The organism is Bradyrhizobium sp. IC4059 (assembly GCF_020193615.1).
GTDB classification, from domain to species: domain Bacteria; phylum Pseudomonadota; class Alphaproteobacteria; order Rhizobiales; family Xanthobacteraceae; genus Bradyrhizobium; species Bradyrhizobium yuanmingense.
Window position 1 is genome coordinate 194,058 of the sequence record NZ_JADYVH010000002.1, and the last position, 19,913, is coordinate 213,970.

The 19,913-nt window shown below is 65.0% G+C and carries 18 protein-coding genes; 15 read left to right on the forward strand and 3 right to left on the reverse strand.

Annotation, left to right across the window (positions count from 1 at the left end; genetic code table 11):
- The first annotated feature begins 2 nt into the window (after nt 1-2).
- The 4 genes from cysS (at nt 3) to I6F12_RS06780 (ending at nt 4,106) form a co-directional block, all read left to right on the forward strand.
- Nucleotides 3-1,385: a cysteine--tRNA ligase gene (gene cysS, locus I6F12_RS06765; protein ID WP_225155825.1), complete on the forward strand. Its 1,383-nt coding sequence runs from the start codon at nt 3-5 to the stop codon at nt 1,383-1,385.
- Nucleotides 1,386-1,500: 115 nt separating this feature from the next.
- Nucleotides 1,501-1,992 carry a GNAT family N-acetyltransferase gene (locus tag I6F12_RS06770; RefSeq protein WP_036001471.1) on the forward strand — a complete coding sequence of 164 codons (492 nt, stop codon included), beginning with the start codon at nt 1,501-1,503 and terminating at the stop codon, nt 1,990-1,992.
- Nucleotides 1,989-3,587, forward strand: coding sequence for a citramalate synthase (gene cimA, locus I6F12_RS06775; protein ID WP_057028835.1), 1,599 nt, complete (start codon nt 1,989-1,991; stop codon nt 3,585-3,587). Before I6F12_RS06770 ends, cimA begins: the two co-directional genes overlap by 4 nt.
- A gap of 141 nt (nt 3,588-3,728) precedes the next feature.
- Nucleotides 3,729-4,106, forward strand: a complete 378-nt coding sequence (locus I6F12_RS06780; protein WP_036001466.1) for a VOC family protein — start codon at nt 3,729-3,731, stop codon at nt 4,104-4,106.
- A gap of 108 nt (nt 4,107-4,214) precedes the next feature.
- On the opposite strand, the gene I6F12_RS06785 is transcribed toward I6F12_RS06780, so the two are convergent.
- Complete coding sequence (locus I6F12_RS06785) at nt 4,215-4,820, reverse strand: TIGR00730 family Rossman fold protein (protein ID WP_025035586.1); 606 nt, start codon at nt 4,818-4,820, stop codon at nt 4,215-4,217.
- A gap of 200 nt (nt 4,821-5,020) precedes the next feature.
- On the opposite strand from I6F12_RS06785, the gene I6F12_RS06790 reads away from it, so the two are divergent.
- The 4 genes from I6F12_RS06790 to I6F12_RS06805 all read left to right on the forward strand — a co-directional run bounded on the left by I6F12_RS06790 (nt 5,021) and on the right by I6F12_RS06805 (nt 9,584).
- Nucleotides 5,021-6,979, forward strand: coding sequence for an ABC transporter ATP-binding protein/permease (locus tag I6F12_RS06790; protein ID WP_225155826.1), 1,959 nt, complete (start codon nt 5,021-5,023; stop codon nt 6,977-6,979).
- A gap of 71 nt (nt 6,980-7,050) precedes the next feature.
- Nucleotides 7,051-7,773 carry a phosphatidylserine decarboxylase gene (locus I6F12_RS06795; RefSeq protein WP_225112817.1) on the forward strand — a complete coding sequence of 241 codons (723 nt, stop codon included), beginning with the start codon at nt 7,051-7,053 and terminating at the stop codon, nt 7,771-7,773.
- An 86-nt stretch (nt 7,774-7,859) separates the two neighbouring features.
- Nucleotides 7,860-8,741, forward strand: coding sequence for a phosphatidylcholine/phosphatidylserine synthase (locus tag I6F12_RS06800; protein WP_036001453.1), 882 nt, complete (start codon nt 7,860-7,862; stop codon nt 8,739-8,741).
- Between the two features lie 123 nt (nt 8,742-8,864).
- Complete coding sequence (locus I6F12_RS06805) at nt 8,865-9,584, forward strand: RraA family protein (protein WP_036034447.1); 720 nt, start codon at nt 8,865-8,867, stop codon at nt 9,582-9,584.
- Nucleotides 9,585-9,701: 117 nt separating this feature from the next.
- Here I6F12_RS06805 and I6F12_RS06810 read toward each other — a convergent pair whose 3' ends face one another.
- Nucleotides 9,702-9,995, reverse strand: coding sequence for a hypothetical protein (locus tag I6F12_RS06810; RefSeq protein WP_036001448.1), 294 nt, complete (start codon nt 9,993-9,995; stop codon nt 9,702-9,704).
- 301 nt (nt 9,996-10,296) lie between these two features.
- Here I6F12_RS06810 and I6F12_RS06815 point away from each other — a divergent pair, with 301 nt between their 5' ends.
- From I6F12_RS06815 to I6F12_RS06845, 7 genes are all read left to right on the forward strand, one after another.
- On the forward strand, nt 10,297-11,070 hold the full coding sequence (locus I6F12_RS06815) for a MotA/TolQ/ExbB proton channel family protein (RefSeq protein ID WP_036001447.1): 774 nt from the start codon (nt 10,297-10,299) through the stop codon (nt 11,068-11,070).
- Nucleotides 11,071-11,093: 23 nt separating this feature from the next.
- Nucleotides 11,094-11,924 carry a flagellar motor protein MotB gene (locus I6F12_RS06820; protein WP_225155827.1) on the forward strand — a complete coding sequence of 277 codons (831 nt, stop codon included), beginning with the start codon at nt 11,094-11,096 and terminating at the stop codon, nt 11,922-11,924.
- A 173-nt stretch (nt 11,925-12,097) separates the two neighbouring features.
- Entirely contained in the window at nt 12,098-13,996 is a 1,899-nt protein-coding gene (locus I6F12_RS06825) for a potassium transporter Kup (RefSeq protein WP_036001442.1), read from the forward strand.
- A gap of 140 nt (nt 13,997-14,136) precedes the next feature.
- Nucleotides 14,137-16,071 carry a potassium transporter Kup gene (locus I6F12_RS06830; RefSeq protein WP_225155828.1) on the forward strand — a complete coding sequence of 645 codons (1,935 nt, stop codon included), beginning with the start codon at nt 14,137-14,139 and terminating at the stop codon, nt 16,069-16,071.
- 146 nt (nt 16,072-16,217) lie between these two features.
- Nucleotides 16,218-16,571, forward strand: a complete 354-nt coding sequence (locus I6F12_RS06835) for a rhodanese-like domain-containing protein (protein ID WP_225155829.1) — start codon at nt 16,218-16,220, stop codon at nt 16,569-16,571.
- Between the two features lie 7 nt (nt 16,572-16,578).
- A complete protein-coding gene (locus I6F12_RS06840; RefSeq protein ID WP_225155830.1) occupies nt 16,579-17,760 on the forward strand; it encodes an aminotransferase in 1,182 nt (393 codons plus the stop codon).
- A gap of 6 nt (nt 17,761-17,766) precedes the next feature.
- Nucleotides 17,767-18,873 carry a polyamine ABC transporter substrate-binding protein gene (locus I6F12_RS06845; RefSeq protein WP_225155831.1) on the forward strand — a complete coding sequence of 369 codons (1,107 nt, stop codon included), beginning with the start codon at nt 17,767-17,769 and terminating at the stop codon, nt 18,871-18,873.
- 99 nt (nt 18,874-18,972) lie between these two features.
- Here I6F12_RS06845 and I6F12_RS06850 read toward each other — a convergent pair whose 3' ends face one another.
- Nucleotides 18,973-19,905 (reverse strand): lipid A biosynthesis lauroyl acyltransferase, encoded by a 933-nt coding sequence (locus I6F12_RS06850; RefSeq protein ID WP_225155832.1) that lies wholly within the window; start codon nt 19,903-19,905, stop codon nt 18,973-18,975.
- Nucleotides 19,906-19,913 lie beyond the last annotated feature (8 nt).

Genomic DNA, 19,913 nt, shown 5'->3' on the forward strand with positions numbered 1-19,913 from the left:
TCATGGAATTGCGTCTTTACGATACGCTGAGCCGGGAAAAGCGCACCTTCGTGCCGCTCGATCCGAACAACGTCCGCATGTATGTCTGCGGACCGACGGTCTATGACTTCGCCCATATCGGCAATGCGCGGCCGGTGATTGTGTTCGACGTGCTGTTTCGGCTGCTGCGCCACATCTACGGCGAGGCGCACGTCAAATATGTCCGCAACATCACCGACGTCGACGACAAGATCAACGACCGCGCCGCGCGCGACTTTCCCGGCCTGCCGCTGAACGAGGCCATTCGCAAGGTCACCGAGCAGACCGGCAAGCAGTTCCATGCCGACGTCGATGCGCTCGGCGCGCTTCGGCCGAGCGTCGAGCCGCGCGCCACCGAGCATATCGGCGAGATGCGCGAGATCATCGAGAAGCTGGTCGCCGGCGGCTTTGCCTATGTCGCCGAGGACCACGTGCTGTTCTCGCCGCAGGCGATGAACGCGGCCAATTCCGCGCTGCCGCGCTATGGCGCGCTGTCGAAGCGCTCGCTCGACGAGATGATCGCCGGCGCGCGGGTCGATGTTGCGCCCTACAAGCGCGATGCGACCGACTTCGTGCTGTGGAAGCCGTCGAAGCCGGGCGAGCCGTCCTGGCCGTCGCCATCCGGCATCAAGGCGGAGGGGCGTCCGGGCTGGCACATCGAGTGCTCAGCGATGGCCTGGAAGCATCTCGGCGAGCATTTCGACATCCATGGCGGCGGCATCGATCTCGTGTTTCCGCACCACGAGAACGAGGTCGCGCAGACCTGCTGCGCCTTCCATCGCGAGCGCATGGCGAACTATTGGATGCATAACGGCTTCTTGCAGGTCGAGAGCGAGAAGATGTCGAAGAGCCTCGGCAACTTCATCACGATCCACGAGCTGCTCAGGGATTGGCCGGGTGAGGTGCTGCGCCTCAACATGCTCAAGACGCATTACCGCTCGCCGATCGACTGGACCATGAAGTCGCTGGAGGAGAGCGCCAAGACGCTCGACGACTGGTATCGCGTCGCGGCCGATGTCGTGTCCGGCGAGCCGGCTCCGTCGGTGGTCGAACCGCTGCTCGACGACCTCAACACGCCGCAGGCGATCGCGGCGCTGCACGGCCTGCGCGGCAACGATATCGCAGGTCTTGCGGGCTCGTTGCGGCTGCTCGGATTCCTCTCCGAGAACGCGGCGCAGTGGGAAGGGCGCAAGCAGCAGGCGAGCGGGATCGACGCCAAGGAGGTCGAGCGCCTGCTCGCGGAGCGAACAGCTGCGCGTAGCCGCAAGGACTTTGGCGAGTCCGACCGCATTCGCGATCTGCTCGCTGCGATGGGCGTCGCGATCAAGGACTCCAAGGAAGGCACCACCTGGGAGATCGCCCGATGAAGCGCCCCGAGACGCCGTTTCCGCGGCACTGGCTCTATTACATCGCGCTGAAAATCGCGCTGCTCGCCGGCGCGGTGGCGATCGTGCTCAAGCTTTATGGGATGTGGTAAGGACGATGGGACAGACTTTGCCAAAGCCCGCACTGAGGCCCTTCCTGCCGGCGGATGTGCCGATGCTCGCCGCGATCTTCGCCGCCAGCATCGAGGAGTTGACCGGCGACGATTATAGCGAGGCGCAGCAGGAAGCCTGGATGGCGGCGGCCGAGGACGAGGAGTTCGGCAAGCGGCTTGCGTCCGACCTGACGCTGATCGCGACGCTGGAAGGCTCGCCGGTTGGTTTTGCTTCGCTGCGCGGCAACGATCACATCCGCATGCTCTATGTGCATCCGGCCGTGGCCGGGCAGGGCATCGCGACCATGCTGGTCGACGCGCTGGAGAAGCTCGCCGGCGGCCGCGGCGCCAAGAGCCTCTCGGTCGACGCCAGCGATACCGCGGAGGGCTTCTTCGCCAAGCGCGGCTACACCGCCCAGCAGCGCAACAGCGTCACCATCAACGACGAGTGGCTCGCCAACACCACCATGAAGAAGACGCTCGGAGCGGGGCAATGAGCAAGCAGCGTCTCTATCTGTTCGACACCACGCTGCGCGATGGGGCGCAGACCAATGGCGTCGACTTCACGCTGGCCGACAAGCAGGTCATCGCGGCGATGCTCGATGATCTCGGCATCGACTATGTCGAGGGCGGCTATCCCGGGGCCAATCCGCTCGATACGGAGTTCTTTGGCTCCAAGCCCAAGCTCAATCATGCGCGCTTCACCGCCTTCGGCATGACGCGGCGGGCGGGCCGCTCGGTGTCCAACGATCCGGGCGTCGCGGGCCTTTTGGAAGCGAAGGCGGACGCGATCTGCTTCGTGGCGAAGGCGTCGGCCTATCAGGTCCGCGTCGCGCTGGAGACCACGAAGGAAGAAAACCTCGCCTCGATCCGCGACAGCGTCGCGGCGGCGAAGGCGGCCGGCCGCGAGGTGATGCTCGATTGCGAGCATTTCTTCGACGGCTACAAGGAAGACGCCGCCTTCGCGCTCGCCTGCGCCAAGGCCGCCTTCGATGCCGGTGCGCGTTGGGTGGTGCTGTGCGACACCAACGGCGGCACCATGCCCGATGAGGTCGAGGCCATCGTCAGAGACGTGACCAGGCACATCCCCGGCGATCACGTCGGCATCCACGCCCATAACGACACCGAGCAGGCGGTGGCCAATTCGCTCGCCGCGGTGCGTGCCGGCGCGCGGCAGATCCAGGGCACGCTGAACGGCCTCGGCGAGCGCTGCGGCAATGCCAATCTCTGCTCGCTGATCCCGACGCTGAAGCTGAAGACGGGGTTTGCCGACGCTTTCGAGATCGGCGTCACCACCGAGAAGCTGGCGACGCTCGTCAAGGTGTCGCGCACGCTCGACGACATGCTGAACCGCGTGCCGAACCGGCATGCTCCTTACGTCGGCGAGAGCGCCTTCGTCACCAAGACCGGCATCCATGCCTCCGCCGTGCTGAAGGATCCGCAGACCTACGAGCATGTGTTGCCGGAGCTGGTCGGCAATCACCGCAAGGTGCTGGTGTCCGACCAGGCCGGGCGCTCCAACGTCATCGCCGAGCTCGACCGCGCCGGTATCCCTTACGAGAAGAGCGATTCGAAGCTGACGCGTCTCGTCGAGGAATTGAAGGAGCGCGAGGCGGCCGGCTATGCCTATGAATCCGCCAACGCCTCGTTCGAGCTCCTGGCGCGCCGCACGCTCGGCAAGGTGCCGCATTATTTCGAGGTCGAGCAGTTCGACGTCAACGTCGAGCAGCGCTACAACGCGCTCGGCGAACGCGTCACGGTGGCGCTCGCGGTGGTCAAGGTCGACGTCGCCGGCGAGCATCTGATCTCGGCGGCCGAAGGCAACGGTCCCGTCAACGCGCTCGACGTCGCCCTGCGCAAGGACCTCGGCAAGTACCAGAAGTTCATCGAGGGCCTGACACTGATCGACTATCGCGTCCGTATCCTCAATGGCGGCACCGGCGCGGTCACGCGCGTGCTGATCGAGAGCGAGGACGAGAACGGCGATCGTTGGACCACCGTCGGCGTGTCCCCGAACATCATCGATGCCTCGTTCCAGGCGCTGATGGATTCGGTAATCTACAAGCTCGTGAAGTCGGACGCGCCGGCGTAACCCCCACGACGACTGTCATTCCCCGCGAAGGCGGGGAATCCAGTACGCTGCGGCCCATCGATTTATCTACTGCTGTCACGGAGTACTGGATCGCCCGGTCAAGCCGGGCGATGACACCGAGGATGGGGAAAGGGCACGGCCATGATCGACCACATCTCCGTCGGCGTCAGCGATCTCGATCGCGCCGCAAAGTTCTACGAGGCGACGCTCGCCGCACTCGGCCTCGCGCGCCTCGTCACGCGGCCGCGGACGATCGGGTTTGGCAAGGCCTATCCGGAGTTCTGGATCAATCTGCGCGAGGGCATGCCGCGTGTCGCGCCGGAGAGCGGCGTGCACATCTGCCTGCGGGCGAAAACCGCGGCCGAGGTCGATGCGTTTCACGCAGCTGCGCTGTCCGCTGGCGGCGCCTCCGACGGCGCACCGGGCCTCCGCCCGCACGATCGCGTGCGCTACTACGCCGCCTTCGTCACCGATCCCGACGGCAACCGGATCGAGGCGGTGACGTTTCCGCAGGAATAGGGACGGTCTAAAGCGCGATGCGATTAGGATGGATAGTCATCGCGCTTTAGGTTGTTGTTTGAGCATGATCTTTTCGGAAAACCGCTTCACACTTTTCCGGATCATGCTTTAGAGCCGCCGGGCCACGTCGGGCGCGAGATCGCGCTGGTCGTCAGGGATCTGCGCCGCCGCGGCGCGCAGCCGTGGGATGATCTCCTCGACCTTGTCCGCCTTCAGGATATCGACGGTGAGGCCGGCGCGGATGAACTGAGTCTGCCGCATGTGGGCCACCAGGGAGAACAGCGGCTCCCAGAAGCCGTCGACATTGGCGAGCAGCACGGGCTTGGCGTGACGGCCGAGTTGCTGCCAGGTCAGCTGCTCCACCAGCTCCTCCAGCGTGCCGAGCCCGCCGGGCAGGGCCACGAAGGCGTCGGAGCGCTCGAACATCAGCCGCTTGCGCTCGTGCATGTCGGGTGTGACGACCATCTCCTGCACGCGCGTCAGCGCATTCTCGCGCATCCGCAGGAAGTCGGGGATGATGCCGGTGACCATGCCGCCGTGATCCAGCACGGAGGTCGCAACCGCGCCCATCAGGCCGAGCGAGCCGCCGCCATAGACGAGGCGGATCTTGCTTTCCGCCAGCGCTTTGCCGAGCGCCTTCGCCGCTTCAATAAAGTTGGGATTTGTTCCAGGGCCGGAGCCGCAATAGACACAGACGGTTTTGATCGTGCTCATTGGTGCCATGATGCATTGCAGCGAAGTGGCGTCAAGCCCAAACGGTGATTCGATACGTCCGGGAATTTACCGGTAAATCGCGACAAACAATCGAAGATTCGCCATCTGGCGGGGTGCGCGGGCATCGGGAAGGCTCTATATGACGGGCGAAAATCGTTAATCGCAGTTGCGCCCGCACCCGGCGGGCTTCGGGTTTGTTGATGGACCAACCTCAATCGTTCGACGGCGCCGACGTTCCTGATCCTTCCGTGGCAGGACCGCAGGCCGGGGCCACGCTGATGGGCACGCTGGCACATCTGTGGCCCTACATCTGGCCCGGCGACCGTTCCGACCTGAAGATGAGGGTGGTCTGGTCGCTGGTGCTGCTGCTCGCCGCCAAGCTGATCACGCTCACCGTGCCGTTCAGCTTCAAATGGGCGACGGATGCGCTGACCGGCGCCAACACCGCGCCGGTCGCGGCCGACAATTGGCATTTCTGGGTGATCGCCTCGCCCTTGCTGCTGACCGCGAGCTACGGCGTGATGCGCATCCTGATGGCGGTGCTGACGCAATGGCGCGACGGCATCTTCGCCCGCGTCGCCATGCATGCGGTGCGCAAGCTCGCGACCCTCACCTTCATCCACATGCACGAGCTGTCGCTGCGCTTTCACCTCGAGCGCAAGACCGGTGGCCTCACGCGCGTGCTCGAGCGCGGCCGCGAGGGCATCGAGGTCATCGTGCGCATGGTGATCCTGCAGCTGATCCCGACCATCGTCGAGGTCTCGCTGCTGCTGGCGGTGCTGCTCTGGCAATTCGACTGGCGCTACGTGGTCGCGACCCTGATCACGGTCACGCTCTACATGTACTACACCTACGTCGCGACCGAGTGGCGGATCGGCATCCGCCGCAAGATGAACGATTCCGACACCGAGGCGAACACCAAGGCGATCGACTCGCTGCTCAACTACGAGACGGTGAAGTATTTCAGTGCCGAGGCACGCGAGGCGCAGCGCTACGACAGGTCGGTCGAGCGCTACGAGGAGGCGAGCGTCCGCACCTACACCTCGCTCGCGGTGCTCAACACAGGCCAGGCGGTGATCTTCACGCTGGGCCTGACCGCGACCATGCTGATGTGCGCGATCGGCGTGCGCAACGGCACCAACACGGTCGGCGATTTCGTGCTGGTCAACGCCATGATGATCCAGCTCTACCAGCCGCTGAACTTCATGGGCATGGTCTATCGCGAGATCAAGCAGGCGATCATCGACATCGAGAAGATGTTCGGCGTGCTCAGCCGCGAGGCCGAGATCAAGGACGCGCCTGGCGCGAAGCCGCTGGCCATCTCCGCCGGCACGGTGCGCTTCGAGGACGTGCGCTTTGCCTATGAGCCGGCGCGCCCCATCCTCAAGGGCATCAGCTTCGAAGTGCCGGCCGGAAAGACGGTTGCCATCGTCGGCCCCTCCGGCGCCGGCAAATCGACCATCTCGCGGCTCCTGTTTCGCCTCTATGATGTCTCCGGCGGCAGGATCCTGATCGACGGCCAGGACATCCGCGAGGTCACGCAGGCCAGCCTGCGCGCATCGATCGGCATGGTGCCGCAGGACACCGTGCTGTTCAACGACAGCATCCGCTACAACATCCGCTACGGCCGCTGGGATGCGACCGATGCCGAGGTCGAGGAGGCGGCGCGGCTGGCGCAGATCGACCACTTCATCCGCATGGCGCCGAAGGGCTACGAGACCCAGGTTGGCGAGCGCGGCCTGAAGCTGTCGGGCGGCGAGAAGCAGCGCGTCGCGATCGCGCGCACGGTGCTCAAGGCGCCGCCGATCCTGGTGCTCGACGAGGCGACCTCGGCGCTCGACACCCATACGGAGCACGAGATCCAGGGGGCGCTCGACCGCGTGGCGAAGAACCGCACCTCCCTGGTGATCGCGCATCGGCTTTCCACCATCGTCGGCGCCGACGAGATCATCGTGCTGGACCAGGGCCGCATCGCCGAGCGCGGCACTCACGCGAGCCTGCTCGCGCAGGGCGGGCTCTATGCCAGCATGTGGAACAGGCAGCGCGAGGCCGAGGAGGCCCGCGAGAAGCTGGCTAAGATGGCCGACACCAATGCCGCGCCTAACCGGGAGCCGCCGCTGGTCGATGATAGCCTGACGACGCCCGCGGCGGCGGAGTGACCTTGTCTCCGGTCCCAAGTCTGGCCTAAACAAAGTCTGGCCTAAACAAGCCCGCGCGACGACCCCGTGGCATTAACCCCGACCGGCAAAAAGCAATGTCCATTCTCGATTCGATCCAGCGTCAGATCCCGCCGATCCACAAGGAGGGTTATCCCTTCATCGGCGCCTTTGCGCTGGCGAGCCTGCTCCTGTTCTGGCTGTGGTCGCCGCTGGGGTGGATCGGCACGATCCTGACCGTGTGGTGTGCGCTGTTCTTCCGCGATCCCGTCCGTGTGACGCCGGCGCGCGAGGGTCTCGTGGTGTCGCCGGCCGACGGGCGTGTCTCCATGATCACCATGGCGCTGCCGCCGGCCGAGCTCGGGCTCGGCGACCGGCCGCTGCCGCGCGTCTCGATCTTCATGAGCGTGTTCAATTGCCACGTGAACCGCGCGCCCGTGGCGGGCAGGGTGGATCGTATCGCCTACCGGCCCGGCCTCTTCATCAACGCCGAGCTCGACAAGGCGAGCGAGGACAACGAGCGCAACTCGCTGGTGATCACGACGCCGACGGCGCGGATCGGCGTGGTCCAGATCGCCGGCCTGGTCGCCAAGCGCATCGTCTGCTTCGTCAAGGAGGGGCAGGCGATCGGCGCCGGCGAGCGTTTCGGCCTGATCCGCTTCGGCTCGCGCCTCGATGTCTACCTGCCCGTGGGTACCAAGGCGCTGGTCTCGGAAGGGCAGACCGCGATCGCCGGAGAGACGATCCTGGCCGACCTTGCCGGCGACGACCCGGGCCGCGCGTTCCGCGCCAATTAACCAATAGTCGGTGCTCGCAGGCGTTCCGCCGCAATGGCGGAGGGCGGCGCGGCTTGCTATATCTCGCCTCGAGATAAGGACGAGCCATGACGCCTTACGATTTCAAGGATCCCGACGTCCGCCGCCGGCGGTTCCGACCGATCCCGGTGCGGATGCTGGTGCCCAACGTCATCACGCTGCTGGCGATCTGCGCCGGCCTGACCTCGATCCGCCTGTCGATCGAAGGGCGGATGACGCTCGCGGTCTATGCCATCGTGTTCGCCGCCGCGCTCGACGGCATCGATGGCCGCATCGCGCGCATGATCAAGGGGCAGTCGAAGTTCGGCGCCGAGCTCGACAGTCTCGCCGACTTCGTCAATTTCGGCGTGGCGCCCGGCCTGATGCTGTATTTCTGGCAGCTGCATGAGCTCGGCAATGCCGGCTGGATCGCCGCCATGGTGTTCGCGATATCCGGCGGCCTGCGGCTCGCCCGCTTCAATGCCACCATGGACGATCCGAACAAGCCGGCCTTCGCCGCCAATTTCTTCACCGGCGTGCCGGCGCCCGCCGGTGCGATCACCGTGCTGCTGCCGATCTATGTCGCGTTCCTCGACGTCGGGCGCACACCTGCGGCGGTGACCGCGGCCTACACGCTTCTGATCGCGTTTCTGATGGTGTCGCGCCTGCCCGTGTTCTCCGGCAAGACCAAGCGGATGCGCGTGCCGCCCGAGCTGGTGCTGCCGGCCTTCGTCGCCGTGATCGTCTTCATCGCGCTCCTGATCGCCTATCCCTGGCACGTGCTGTCGATCGGCACGGTGCTGTACCTCCTCGCGCTGCCGCTCGGCTACAAATCCTATCGCGACCAGGCGCGCGCGATGGAAGCCACCGCGCCGGCGGGAGGCGAGGTCCCGTCACCGCCCTCGGCGCCGACGCTGGCGAATTTGTCGGAGCCGCCGCAAGACGACGATCGGCCCGGACGACTGCACTAAAACGCTCCTCGCGGATATCTGCCATGAAGCCTGCCTGAGTTGGGTCGAGATCCGATCTCGGCTATATCGCCCTGTGCCGGCGGCATCGCGCAATCAATCGCCGCCAACCTGGGAGAGAACGCCGTGACCAATTCCGCGACCGGGCCGCTGCCCGCTTCCGTCCTCGAAGCGCTGGGCCGTTACGATACGCCGACGATCTGCAACGCCATGGAGATCGTGGCGCCCGAGCGGCGGCTGATCGGCTACACCACCAAGCAGCTGGTCTGTCCGTTTCCCGACCTGCCGCCGATCGTCGGCTATGCCCGCACGGTGACGATCCGCTCGGTTCTGAAATCATCGCTTCCGGCCGAAGAGCAGTCCAGGCGCCGAATCGCATATTACGAATATGTCGGCACCGGCCATGGCCCGCGCATCTCGGTGATCCAGGACATCGACGGACCCGACGTCGGCTATGGCGCGTTCTGGGGCGAGGTACAGAGCAACGTGCACAAGGCGCTCGGCTGCCTCGGCGTCATCACCGACGGCTCGATCCGCGACATCCCGCAATGGGCGCCAGGGTTCCAGGCGCTAGCCGGCTCGATCGGCCCGTCGCACGCCTGGGTGCACGCGGAAAGCTTTGGCGGCGAGGTGCGCGTCGCCGGCATGACCGTGAAGTCGGACGACCTCATCCACGCCGACCGGCATGGCGCCATCGTGATCCCGCTCGACCTTGCCGCAAAGCTGCCGGAGGCGGCCGAACTGTGCGGCCGCCGCGAGACGCCGATCCTGGAGATCGCCCGCAGTCCCGACTTCTCGCTCGAGAAGCTCAAGGCCGCGCTGAAGCGCTCTGCGGAGATCCATTGACGGCTGCTGGAGCGTGATCCGGAAAGGCGTGTAGCGGTTTTCCGAAAAGATCATGCTCAAACAATAACCTAAAGCGCGATGACGATCGATCCTAATCGCATCGCGCTTTAGGGCAATCTACGGCCCGGACGACGGCCGAATGCCGCCTTGCTCGGTCAGAAGCAGGGCGACTTGATCCGGTTCTCCGAGCACGGCGGCGGCGCATCCGATCAGGGTGAAGCCGCCGGCAAGGTCCCAGAGGGTGATATCGTCTGCGCTGTTGGCGCTGCGCATCAACCGCGCCGCGAGCACGGCGAAGGCGGCCTCGATAAAGAGCAGCACGCTGAACGCCGGAAGCACGAGTTCCGGCTCGAGCAGGTGGAACGCCAGCGCCGCGGGCAGCGCCGTGAGTAGACCGAATAGCATCAACATCGCGCTGGCTCCGCGATTGGCCCTGTCGCAACGCTAGCAGACACCAGCTGATCCCCGTCCACGATGTGGCGGAGGGCCGCAGCCGACGTGACGTGGTGGGCGCCTGCTTATGGTTAGCGAAAGGTTGAAATTCCTATCGCTGGACGGCAACCGGGACAAATTGCGGCGGCAGGCGGCACATCGTCGAGACTTAACCTTTACGCGCCTTTAAGGGCGGCGCTCTAGGGTCTGCGATGCGGTTCGGGGTTGAGCCGCGCCAGCGGCCAGGACGGCCGTTGTTGCGTAGGCGTTGGAGTCGATCATGGATATCGCAACACTTGTCGGCCTCGTCGCAGGAGCCATTGTTGTGTCGTCGCTGATCCTGATGGGCGGTACGTTCGGGATGTTCTACGACATCCACGCCGTCATCGTCATCTTCGGTGGCTCGTTCGCAGCGACGATGATCCGCTTTCCTTTGTCCGCGATGATCCACGGCGTGCCGCTGGGCGCGAAGTTTGCTTTCACCCTGAGCCGCCTGTCGGCTCACGACCTTGTCGACGAGCTCGCCCGCATCGCGGAAATCGCCCGCAAGCAGGGCCCGGTCGGACTCGAAAAGGTCGAGACCGACGAGCCCTTCCTCGCCAAGGGCATTCGCTATGTTGCCGACGGCTACGACCTCGATTTCATTCGCGACAATCTGGAGCGCGACCGGGACAACTTCCTGATGCACCTCGACGAAGGCAGCAAGATCTACCGCGCCGTCGGCGACTGCGCCCCGGCGTTCGGCATGATCGGCACGCTGCTTGGCATGGTGCAGATGTTCTCCAACATGTCGGATCCCTCCAAGCTCGGCCCGTTCATGGCCACCGCGCTGCTGGCGACCCTGTACGGCGCCGTTGTCGCCAACCTGATCTGCTTGCCGATCGCGGACAAGCTGCACGGCAAGCTGCTGGACGAAGAGACCAACCGCACCTTGATCATCGACGGCATCCTGATGATCCGCGACTCCAAGAGCCCGACCCTGGTGCGCGAAATGCTGCTGGCCTATCTGCCGGAGAAGCATCGTCACACCGAAGGCGAGCCGGTGCCGGCTTGAGGCCGCCGCCTGGATTTTGAGAGATGGCCAAGAAGAAGCGCGGCAATGCTCACGGTGGCGGCCACGGCTGGTTCGTGACCTTCGCCGACCTGATGGCGCTGCTGCTGGCGTTTTTCGTGATGCTGGTCGCGTTCTCCACGCAAGACGCCAACAAGCTGAAGATCGTCGCGGGCTCGATGCGCGAGGCGTTCGGCGTGCAGACCGAGGCGCGCTACTCCGGCATCGTCGAATCCGACGGCCTGCCGACGCGCCCGCGGCTCAAGAACGTCGACCACATCCAGCCGGAAGATGCCTCCAACACGCCGACGCCAGATCAGGAAGACCGCGAAAAGACCTCCGGCGCGGAGATCAAGGTCGACCGCAATTTCGCGCTGGCCGCAGCCTCGCTGCGCCAGGCGTTGCAGGACATGCCGGAACTGACCGAGATGTCCAAACACATCATGTTCGAGGAGACCAAGCAGGGCCTGAACCTCGAGATCGTCGACCAGGACGGCCGCTCGATGTTCGCCGATGGCTCCAAGGTGCCCTATGACCGCACCCGCCGCCTGGTCGAGAAGCTCGCGATCCCGCTCAAGGCGACGCCGCTCCGCGTCTCCATCGCCGGCCACACCGCGGCGGGGTTCGTGCCGACCCGCAGCGACTATGGCGCCTTCGATCTGTCGGCCGATCGCGCCAACGCCGTGCGCCAGATCCTCGAGCGCCAGGGCCTGCCGCCGTCGCACATCTTCGCCGTCTCCGGCAAGGCCGATACCCAGCCGCTGTTTCCGGACGATCCCTCGCTGGCAGCCAACCGGCGGGTGACCATCACCTTGATGCGCGAAGATCCGCCGCTGCCGCCGAATCTGAGGCCGTAACCCCCTTGCGCTACCATCTTACCTGAGGCATGTCGTCGCGCGGGCGATGAGCGTGGCTGTGGCGTCACAGCATCCGGCTCGGCGCCTGCTATGATGGTGCGCCGATTGACAGGTGCACCGGAAGCGTCAAAAGGCGCCGGATCAATTTCAGGAACGAAGCGTTCTCCACCTTCATGACGGCGAGCATCACACAGGCCGAGACCCAGGACGGGCGGCCCACCGCAAGTTTTTGGGCCCTTACGCTCGGGAGTGTCGGCGTCGTCTTTGGCGATATCGGCACTTCGCCGCTCTATGCATTCCACGAGGCGGTCAAGGCCGCCGCCCATGGCGAGCCCGTCTCGCGCGTCATCGTGCTCGGCGTGCTCTCGCTGATCCTGTGGGCGCTCCTGATCGTCGTCACCGCCAAATATGTCCTCTTGCTGCTGCGCGCCGACAATAACGGGGAGGGCGGCACGCTCTCGCTGATGGCGCTCGGCCAGCGCGCGCTCGGGCGGCGAAGCTGGGTCCTGCTCGCGCTCGGCGTGATCGGCGCTTCGATGTTCATCGGCGATTCCATGATCACGCCGGCGATCTCGGTGCTATCGGCGGTGCAGGGCCTCAAGCTCGCGACCCCCGCGCTCGAGCACTATGTCGTGCCGCTCACCGTGCTCATTCTGGTGCTGCTGTTCGCCGTGCAGAGCAAGGGAACCGCATTGGTCGCCTCGGCCTTCGGGCCGGTGATGGTGGTCTGGTTCACCGTCATCGCCGTGATGGGGGCTGTCCACATCGCCGACGATCCCACGGTGCTGGCGGCGATCAATCCGTACTATGCGGTGCAGTTCGTGCTGTCGCACGGTGTGATCGGCCTCGTGACGCTCGGCGCGGTGTTCCTGGCGGTGACGGGCGGAGAGGCGCTTTATGCCGATCTCGGCCATTTCGGCCGCAAGCCGATCCAGTCGGCCTGGATGTTTTTCGTGCTGCCGGCGCTTCTAGTCAACTATTTCGGGCAGGGTGCGCTGGTGCTGTCCGATCCCAGCGCGATCGAGCATTCGTTTTATCGCATGGTGCCCGAGAGCCTGGTCCTGCCGCTGGTCGGACTCGCGACGGCCGCAACCGTGATCGCGAGCCAGGCGGTGATCACCGGCGCCTATTCGCTGGTCCACCAGGCCGTGCAACTCGGGCTCCTGCCGCGTTTTGAGGTGCGTTACACCTCCGAATCCCATGCCGGCCAGATCTATCTGCCGCGCGTCAACCGCCTGCTGCTGATCGGCGTGATGCTGCTGGTGCTGCTGTTCCACACCCCCAGCAATCTGGCTTCCGCCTACGGTATTGCCGTCTCCACCACCATGGTCGCCGACGGCATCATGGGCTTCGTCGTGATCTGGAAGTTGTGGAACTGGCGCGCCGCGACGGCCGCAGCCGTGATCGTCCCCTTCGTCATCGTCGATTTGAGCTTCCTCAGCGCCAACCTGCTCAAGCTGCTCGAAGGTGCCTGGGTGCCGCTGCTGTTCGGCATCGTCATGGCCGGGACGATCTGGACCTGGCGCAAGGGCTCCGCAATCCTGATCCAGAAGACCCGCCGGATCGAGGTGCCATTGGACGATCTGATCCGCAGTTTGGAGAAGCGGCCACCGCACATCGTCAAGGGCACCGCGGTGTTCCTGACCAGCGATCCGGCGTTCGTGCCGACCGCGCTCCTGCACAATCTCAAGCACAACAAGGTGCTGCATGAGCACAACGTGATTCTGACCATCGAGACCGCGCAGACGCCTCGGGTCGATCTGTCGGAGCGGTTCAGGATGGAGAAGATCAGCGAAAAGTTCTCCAAGGTCCGCTTGCGCTTCGGTTTCATGGAGCAGCCGAACGTGCCGAAGGCGCTCGCCATCGCGCGCAAGCAGGGTTGGCAGTTCGACATCATGTCGACGTCGTTCTTCGTGTCGCGCAGGTCACTGAAGGCCTCGGCACAGTCGGGCATGCCGCTCTGGCAGGATCATGTGTTCATCGCGCTGAGCCGGTCGGCCAACGATGCCACCGACTACTTCCAGATCCCCACCGGCCGCGTGGTCGAAGTCGGAACCCAGGTCACCATCTAGAATGCAACTGGCGTAGCCATGCATATTTGCATGGCTACGGCCCAGAATCGGGCTAGGCCATGCCGGTGGCGCAGGACTATAAGCCGCGCGCTCTTCCGCCGTTGTGCAGTGAAGCATTTTAGAGGCCATCGGGCTCTCCCATGACAAGCGACGTAGCAGTTCCCGCCCCGGAAACGGTGGCGGCCAATGGGCATGGCGATGCCCATACCACCGCCGGTTTCGGCGCGCTGACGCTCGGGAGCGTCGGCGTCGTTTACGGCGACATCGGCACCAGCCCGCTCTACGCGTTCCGCGAGGCGGTGATGGCCGCCTCGGGCGCGGAGGGGTTGCCGACGCCGGCAGCGGTCCTCGGCGTGCTCTCCCTGATCCTTTGGGCGCTCATCGTGGTGGTGACGCTCAAATACGTCGTGATCCTGCTCCGCGCCGACAACAACGGCGAGGGCGGCACGCTGGCACTGATGGCGCTGGCCCAGCGGGCGGTTGGCACCGGCCGCGGCGGGGCCACCATCGTCCTGCTCGGCATCATTTCCGGAGCTTTGTTCTACGGCGATGCCGTTATCACGCCGGCGCTCTCCGTGCTGTCGGCGATCGAGGGCATGAAGGACGTCACGCTAAGGTTCGAGCCCTACATCGTTCCGCTGACGGTTGTGATCTTGGTCGGCCTGTTCGCCGTGCAGTCCCGCGGCACGGCGCGCGTTGCCGCCTTCTTCGGCCCGATCATGTGCGTCTGGTTCACGGTTCTGGCGGTGGCGGCGATCCCTCAGATCGCCCAGCAGCCGCAGGTGCTGCTTGCGCTCAACCCGCTCTACGCCGTGAACTTCATGCTGCACCATGGCATCGTCGGCTTCGTGACGCTGGGCGCGGTGTTCCTGGCGGTGACTGGCGCCGAGGCGCTCTATGCCGATCTCGGCCATTTCGGCAAGCGGCCGATCCAGACCGCTTGGCTTACCATCGTGCTGCCCTCGCTGGCGCTGAACTATCTGGGGCAGGGCGCGCTGGTGCTCGGCGACCCCGGCGCGATCGTGAGCCCGTTCTTTCAGCTGTTTCCGCAAGGCTTCGTCCGAGGCTGCATGGTCGTGCTCGCCACCATGGCGACCGTCATCGCGAGCCAGGCCGTCATCACCGGCGCCTATTCGCTGACGCGCCAGGCGATCCAGCTCGGGCTGCTGCCGCGCTTTGAAATTCGCCATACGTCGGAGGCCCATTCCGGCCAGATCTTCATTCCGCGCATCAACCAGCTGCTGCTGGTCGCGGTGGTGCTGCTGGTGCTGCTGTTCCGCTCGTCGAGCGCGCTCGCATCCGCCTACGGCATCTCCGTCACCGGTACCATGGTGGTCACGGCGATGATGGGCTTCGTCGTGGTCTGGAAGGGCTGGCGCTGGTCAGCGCTTGCTGCCGGCGCGCTGATTGCGCCGTTCCTGTTCCTCGATCTGACCTTCCTGAGCGCGAACCTGTTGAAGGTGTTCGAGGGCGGCTGGGTGCCACTGGCGCTCGGCGCGCTCATGATCATCCTGATGTACACGTGGCGGCGCGGCAGCCGGCTGCTGTTTGAAAAGTCGCGCAAGCTCGAGTTTCCGCTCGCCGATCTCGTGGCGATGCTGGAGAAGCGGCCGCCGCAGCGGGTGCCTGGCACTGCGGTGTTCCTGACCTCGGACCCGCTCAGCGCGCCGACCGCGCTGATGCATAGTCTGAAACACTACAAGGTGCTGCACGAGAAGAACGTCATTCTCACCATCGAGACCGCGCAAACCCCGCGGATCGATCCGGCCGAACGGGTGAAGCTGGAGCAGATTTCACCGACCTTCTCCAAGGTGACGCTGAAGTTCGGCTTCATGGAATCGCCCAACGTGCCGAAGGCGCTCGCGATCGCCCGCAAGCTGGGCTGGCAGTTCGACATCATGTCGACCTCGTTCTTCCTGTCGCGCAGGGCGCTCAAGCCCGCCGCCCATTCCGGCATGCCGCGCTGGCAGGACCGGCTGTTCATCTCGCTCAGCCGCTCCGCCAACGACGCCACCGACTATTTCCAGATCCCGTCCGGCCGTGTGGTCGAGGTCGGTACGCAGGTGACGATCTAGGGCAGCGACCTCAGGGCATGGGATTCAAAGCGGACTTCAAGTCGCTGCGATTTAGCTTTAACTTGCGCCGCGCGGCTCAAGCCTTTGTGGCGCTTGATTTTCGTCTCCTGAGAGGCGAGGTTGCCGCCGGCCGGGATCGCCCCGGCATGCGGCCCGCGACGTTGGAGGATGATGTGGCAAATCAAGTGCAGGATCTGACCCCGGACGAGGTCGCCAAGGGTGTCGCGGAAGGGCGCTATCTGCTCGTCGACGTCCGTGAGCCGAACGAGGTCGAGGCCGAGGCGTACCCTTACGGCGTCGTGGTTCCGCTCTCGACCTTCGATCCCAAGGCGATCCCCGATCCGGCCGGCAAGGAAGTCGTGTTCGCCTGCCGTTCGGGCAAGCGCTCGGTGACAGCCTCGCTGGCGGCACAGGCGGCGGGCCTGTCTTACGACAAGCATCTGGCCGGCGGCATGCTGGGCTGGAAGGCGGCCGGGCTTCCCAGCAAGGTCGGTGGCTAACCGCGCAATGACGACCAAGAGCTCTTCGCTGAACAAGGTCTTCGCCGACCTTCCCGTCACCATCTTCGAGGCGATGTCGCAGGCCGCGCGCGACAACAATGCGATTAATCTCGGCCAGGGCTTTCCCGACGATCCCGGCCCCGAGGACATCCGCCGCGCCGCGGCCGAGGCCTCGCTGAACGGCTACAACCAGTACCCCTCGATGATGGGCCTGCCGGAGCTGCGCCAGGCGATTGCGACCCATTACGGCCATTGGCACGGCCTCAAGCTCGATCCGATGAGCGAGGTGATGGTCACCTCCGGCGGGACCGAGGCGCTGACCTCGGCGATCCTCGCGGTGGTCCAGCCCGGCGACGAGGTGGTCTGTTTCCAGCCGGTGTACGATTCCTATCTGCCGATCATCCGCCAGGCCGGTGGCATTCCGCGCTTGGTGCGTCTCGAGCCGCCGCACTGGCGGCTGAATGAAGACATGCTGAAAAGCGTGTTCAATTCAAAGACCAAGGCGGTGCTCTTCAACAACCCCTTAAATCCCAGCGCGGTGGTCTATCCGCGCGAGGACCTCGAGGTCTTGGCGCGCTACTGCCAGGAGTTCGACGTCATCGCGATCTGCGACGAGGTCTGGGAGCACGTCACCTTCGACGAGCACAAGCATATCCCGCTGATCACCATTCCCGGCATGCGCGAGCGCACCATCAAGGTCGGCTCGGCCGGCAAGATCTTCTCGCTGACGGGCTGGAAGATCGGCTTCGTCTGCGCGGCGCCACCGCTGCTCCGCGTCGCGGCCAAGGTGCACCAGTTCCTGACCTTCACCACCGCGCCGAACCTGCAGGCCGCGGTCGCCTATGGGCTCGGCAAGTCCGACGACTACTTCCTGTCGATGCGCAAGGACCTGACGCGGAGCAGGGACCGGCTGACCAAGGGACTGGAGAGCCTCGGCTTCCCCGTGCTGAAGTCGCAAGGCACCTACTTCCTCACCGTCGACCTGTCGCCGCTCGGGCTCAACGAGAGTGACACTGAGTTCTGCTGGCGCATCGTGAAGGACTACAAGGTCGCGGCGATTCCGGTCTCGGCCTTCTACGAGCAGGACCCCGTGACCTCGGTGGTGCGCTTCTGCTTTGCCAAGAAGGACCAAACGCTCGACACCGCGCTGGAGCGGCTGTCGGATGCGGTGCGTGGACGCAAGAGGTAGATCGAGATGACGAACGTCGGCCGCCTCAGGCTTGGTTTCGCGATCGCTGCGGCACTGACGTTGCTCTCCGCCCCCGCCGGGGCCGAGGAGCGGGTCGTCAACTTCTACAACTGGTCCAACTACATGGCGCCTGACGTCCTTGAGGCCTTCACCAAGGAGACCGGCATCAAGGTCGTCTACGATACCTTCGACGCCAACGAGACGCTGGAGACGCGCCTGATGGCCGGCAAGTCCGGTTATGACGTCGTGGTGCCCACCGCTTATTTCCTGCAGCGCCAGATCAAGGCCAATATCTTCCAGAAGCTCGACAAGTCGAAGCTCCCGAACCTCGCCAATGCCTGGCCGGTGGTGACGCAGCGCCTCGCCACCTACGACCCCGGCAATGTCTACGCCGCCAACTACATGTGGGGCACGACGGGCATCGGCTACAACATCGCCAAGGTGAAGCAGATCCTTGGGGCTGATGCGAAGATCGACAGCTGGGACATCGTCTTCAAGCCGGAGAACCTCGCCAAGTTCAAGGACTGCGGCGTCCACATGCTCGACTCCGCCGACGACATCTTCCCGGCGGCGCTGAGCTGGCTCGGGCTCGATCCGAACTCGACCAAGCACGCGGACCTGGAAAAGGCCGCCGATGCCGTGGCGAAAGTCCGCCCCTCCGTACGCAAGTTTCACTCGTCCGAATATCTAAGCGCGCTCGCCACCGGCGAGATCTGCTTCGTGGTCGGCTGGTCCGGTGACATCATGCAGGCCCGCGCCCGCGCCGCGGAAGCCAAAAGCGGCGTCGAGATCGGCTACACCATTCCGAAGGAGGGCGCGCAGATGTTCTTCGACAATCTCGCGATCCCCGCGGATGCCAAGAATGTTAGGGAAGCCTACGAGCTGATCAACTATCTCTATCGCCCGGACGTTGCCGCCAAGAACTCGGACTTCCTGTCCTACGCGAGCGGCAATCTCGCGAGCCAGAAGCTGGTCGATCCGAAAATCCTTGATGACAAGAACATCTATCCGGACGAGGCGACGCTGGCAAAACTGTTCGTCATCACGGCGCGCGAGCCGGCGACGCAGCGGATCATCAACCGGCTCTGGACCAAGGTGAAGACGGGGCGGTAGTAGCGCCTGTCATTGCGAGGAGCGAAGCGACGAAGCAATCCAGACTGCTTCCGTGGAACGATTCTGGATTGCTTCGCTGCGCTCGCAATGACGGAGTATTTACCGCCACCTGCGATGCAGCCACAGCCACTGCTCGGGATGTTCTCGTACCCAGCTTTCCACCACGCTCGTGATCGCCTGCGTGGTGCCCTGGATGTCGATCCTGCCGTCGGCATCGCGCACCGGCGGGATCTCCTCGGTCAGCTCGCCGCGGAAGCGGCCGTCGGGCAGGCGGATGATGCGCACGCCGTGGATTGGGCATTCGACCTGGCGCAAGAGGCGCGCCAGCATCGGATTGGCGCGGGTCTTGCGGCCGAAGAACGTGACCTCGACGCCGGCTGTCAGATACTGGTCGATCAGCATGGCGACGTGCTTGCCGTCCTTCAGCGCCTGCGCGAGCCGCAGCGGCGCGTCGCGGCCGGCCGGGATCAGCGTGCCCATGTTGACCTGGCGCATCTCCTGGATGATGCGATCGGCCGAGGCGATGTTCGGGCGGCGATAGAGAATCGCGGTGTCCAGGCCATGCGCGACCGCGGCGAGCGCCGGCAATTCCCAGTTCGCAAGATGTGCGGCGAAGATCAGCGCCGGCTTGCCGTCGTCGCGGATCTGGTCGAACAGCTCGATGCTGCGCGCGGAAATCTCGATGCGACTCTTCTCGGGGACATCGCGGGCGTAATCCCAGACCTGGTCGATATGGGCGAACTCGGCGCCGACGCGGCCGAGATTGTCCCAGACGCCCATCAGGATCCGTTCGATCTCCTCCGGTGACTTCTCGGGGAAGGCGGCGGTGAGGTTGGCGCGGCCGATGCGGTGCTCGCGCAGGCGCGGCCCGATCAGCTTGACGGCACGCGCGAAGAAGTCCGAGGTCTTGGCCGGATCGAAATAGCGCGTGGTGCGCAGCATCGCGACAGTCGCGGCGCCGATCAGGCTGCCGCCGAGCGATTTGGCAGCCTCCCGCGCGCGGGCCTTCGTGCTCGCAGGAAGCAGCGCCATGCGTCCGG

Excerpts from the sequence above, each read along its gene's own strand:
- cysS (WP_225155825.1), top strand. The coding sequence starts at position 3 with ATGGAATTGCGTCTTTACGATACGCTGAGCCGGGAAAAGCGCACCTTC.
- I6F12_RS06800 (WP_036001453.1), top strand. The coding sequence starts at position 7,860 with ATGACGCCTTACGATTTCAAGGATCCCGACGTCCGCCGCCGGCGGTTC.
- I6F12_RS06845 (WP_225155831.1), top strand. The coding sequence starts at position 17,767 with ATGACGAACGTCGGCCGCCTCAGGCTTGGTTTCGCGATCGCTGCGGCA.
- cimA (WP_057028835.1), top strand. The coding sequence starts at position 1,989 with ATGAGCAAGCAGCGTCTCTATCTGTTCGACACCACGCTGCGCGATGGG.
- I6F12_RS06790 (WP_225155826.1), top strand. The coding sequence starts at position 5,021 with ATGGACCAACCTCAATCGTTCGACGGCGCCGACGTTCCTGATCCTTCC.
- I6F12_RS06850 (WP_225155832.1), bottom strand. The coding sequence starts at position 19,905 with ATGGCGCTGCTTCCTGCGAGCACGAAGGCCCGCGCGCGGGAGGCTGCC.
- I6F12_RS06770 (WP_036001471.1), top strand. The coding sequence starts at position 1,501 with ATGGGACAGACTTTGCCAAAGCCCGCACTGAGGCCCTTCCTGCCGGCG.
- I6F12_RS06785 (WP_025035586.1), bottom strand. The coding sequence starts at position 4,820 with ATGAGCACGATCAAAACCGTCTGTGTCTATTGCGGCTCCGGCCCTGGA.
- I6F12_RS06820 (WP_225155827.1), top strand. The coding sequence starts at position 11,094 with ATGGCCAAGAAGAAGCGCGGCAATGCTCACGGTGGCGGCCACGGCTGG.
- I6F12_RS06830 (WP_225155828.1), top strand. The coding sequence starts at position 14,137 with ATGACAAGCGACGTAGCAGTTCCCGCCCCGGAAACGGTGGCGGCCAAT.
- I6F12_RS06825 (WP_036001442.1), top strand. The coding sequence starts at position 12,098 with ATGACGGCGAGCATCACACAGGCCGAGACCCAGGACGGGCGGCCCACC.
- I6F12_RS06815 (WP_036001447.1), top strand. The coding sequence starts at position 10,297 with ATGGATATCGCAACACTTGTCGGCCTCGTCGCAGGAGCCATTGTTGTG.
- I6F12_RS06840 (WP_225155830.1), top strand. The coding sequence starts at position 16,579 with ATGACGACCAAGAGCTCTTCGCTGAACAAGGTCTTCGCCGACCTTCCC.
- I6F12_RS06810 (WP_036001448.1), bottom strand. The coding sequence starts at position 9,995 with ATGTTGATGCTATTCGGTCTACTCACGGCGCTGCCCGCGGCGCTGGCG.
- I6F12_RS06835 (WP_225155829.1), top strand. The coding sequence starts at position 16,218 with ATGCGGCCCGCGACGTTGGAGGATGATGTGGCAAATCAAGTGCAGGAT.
- I6F12_RS06780 (WP_036001466.1), top strand. The coding sequence starts at position 3,729 with ATGATCGACCACATCTCCGTCGGCGTCAGCGATCTCGATCGCGCCGCA.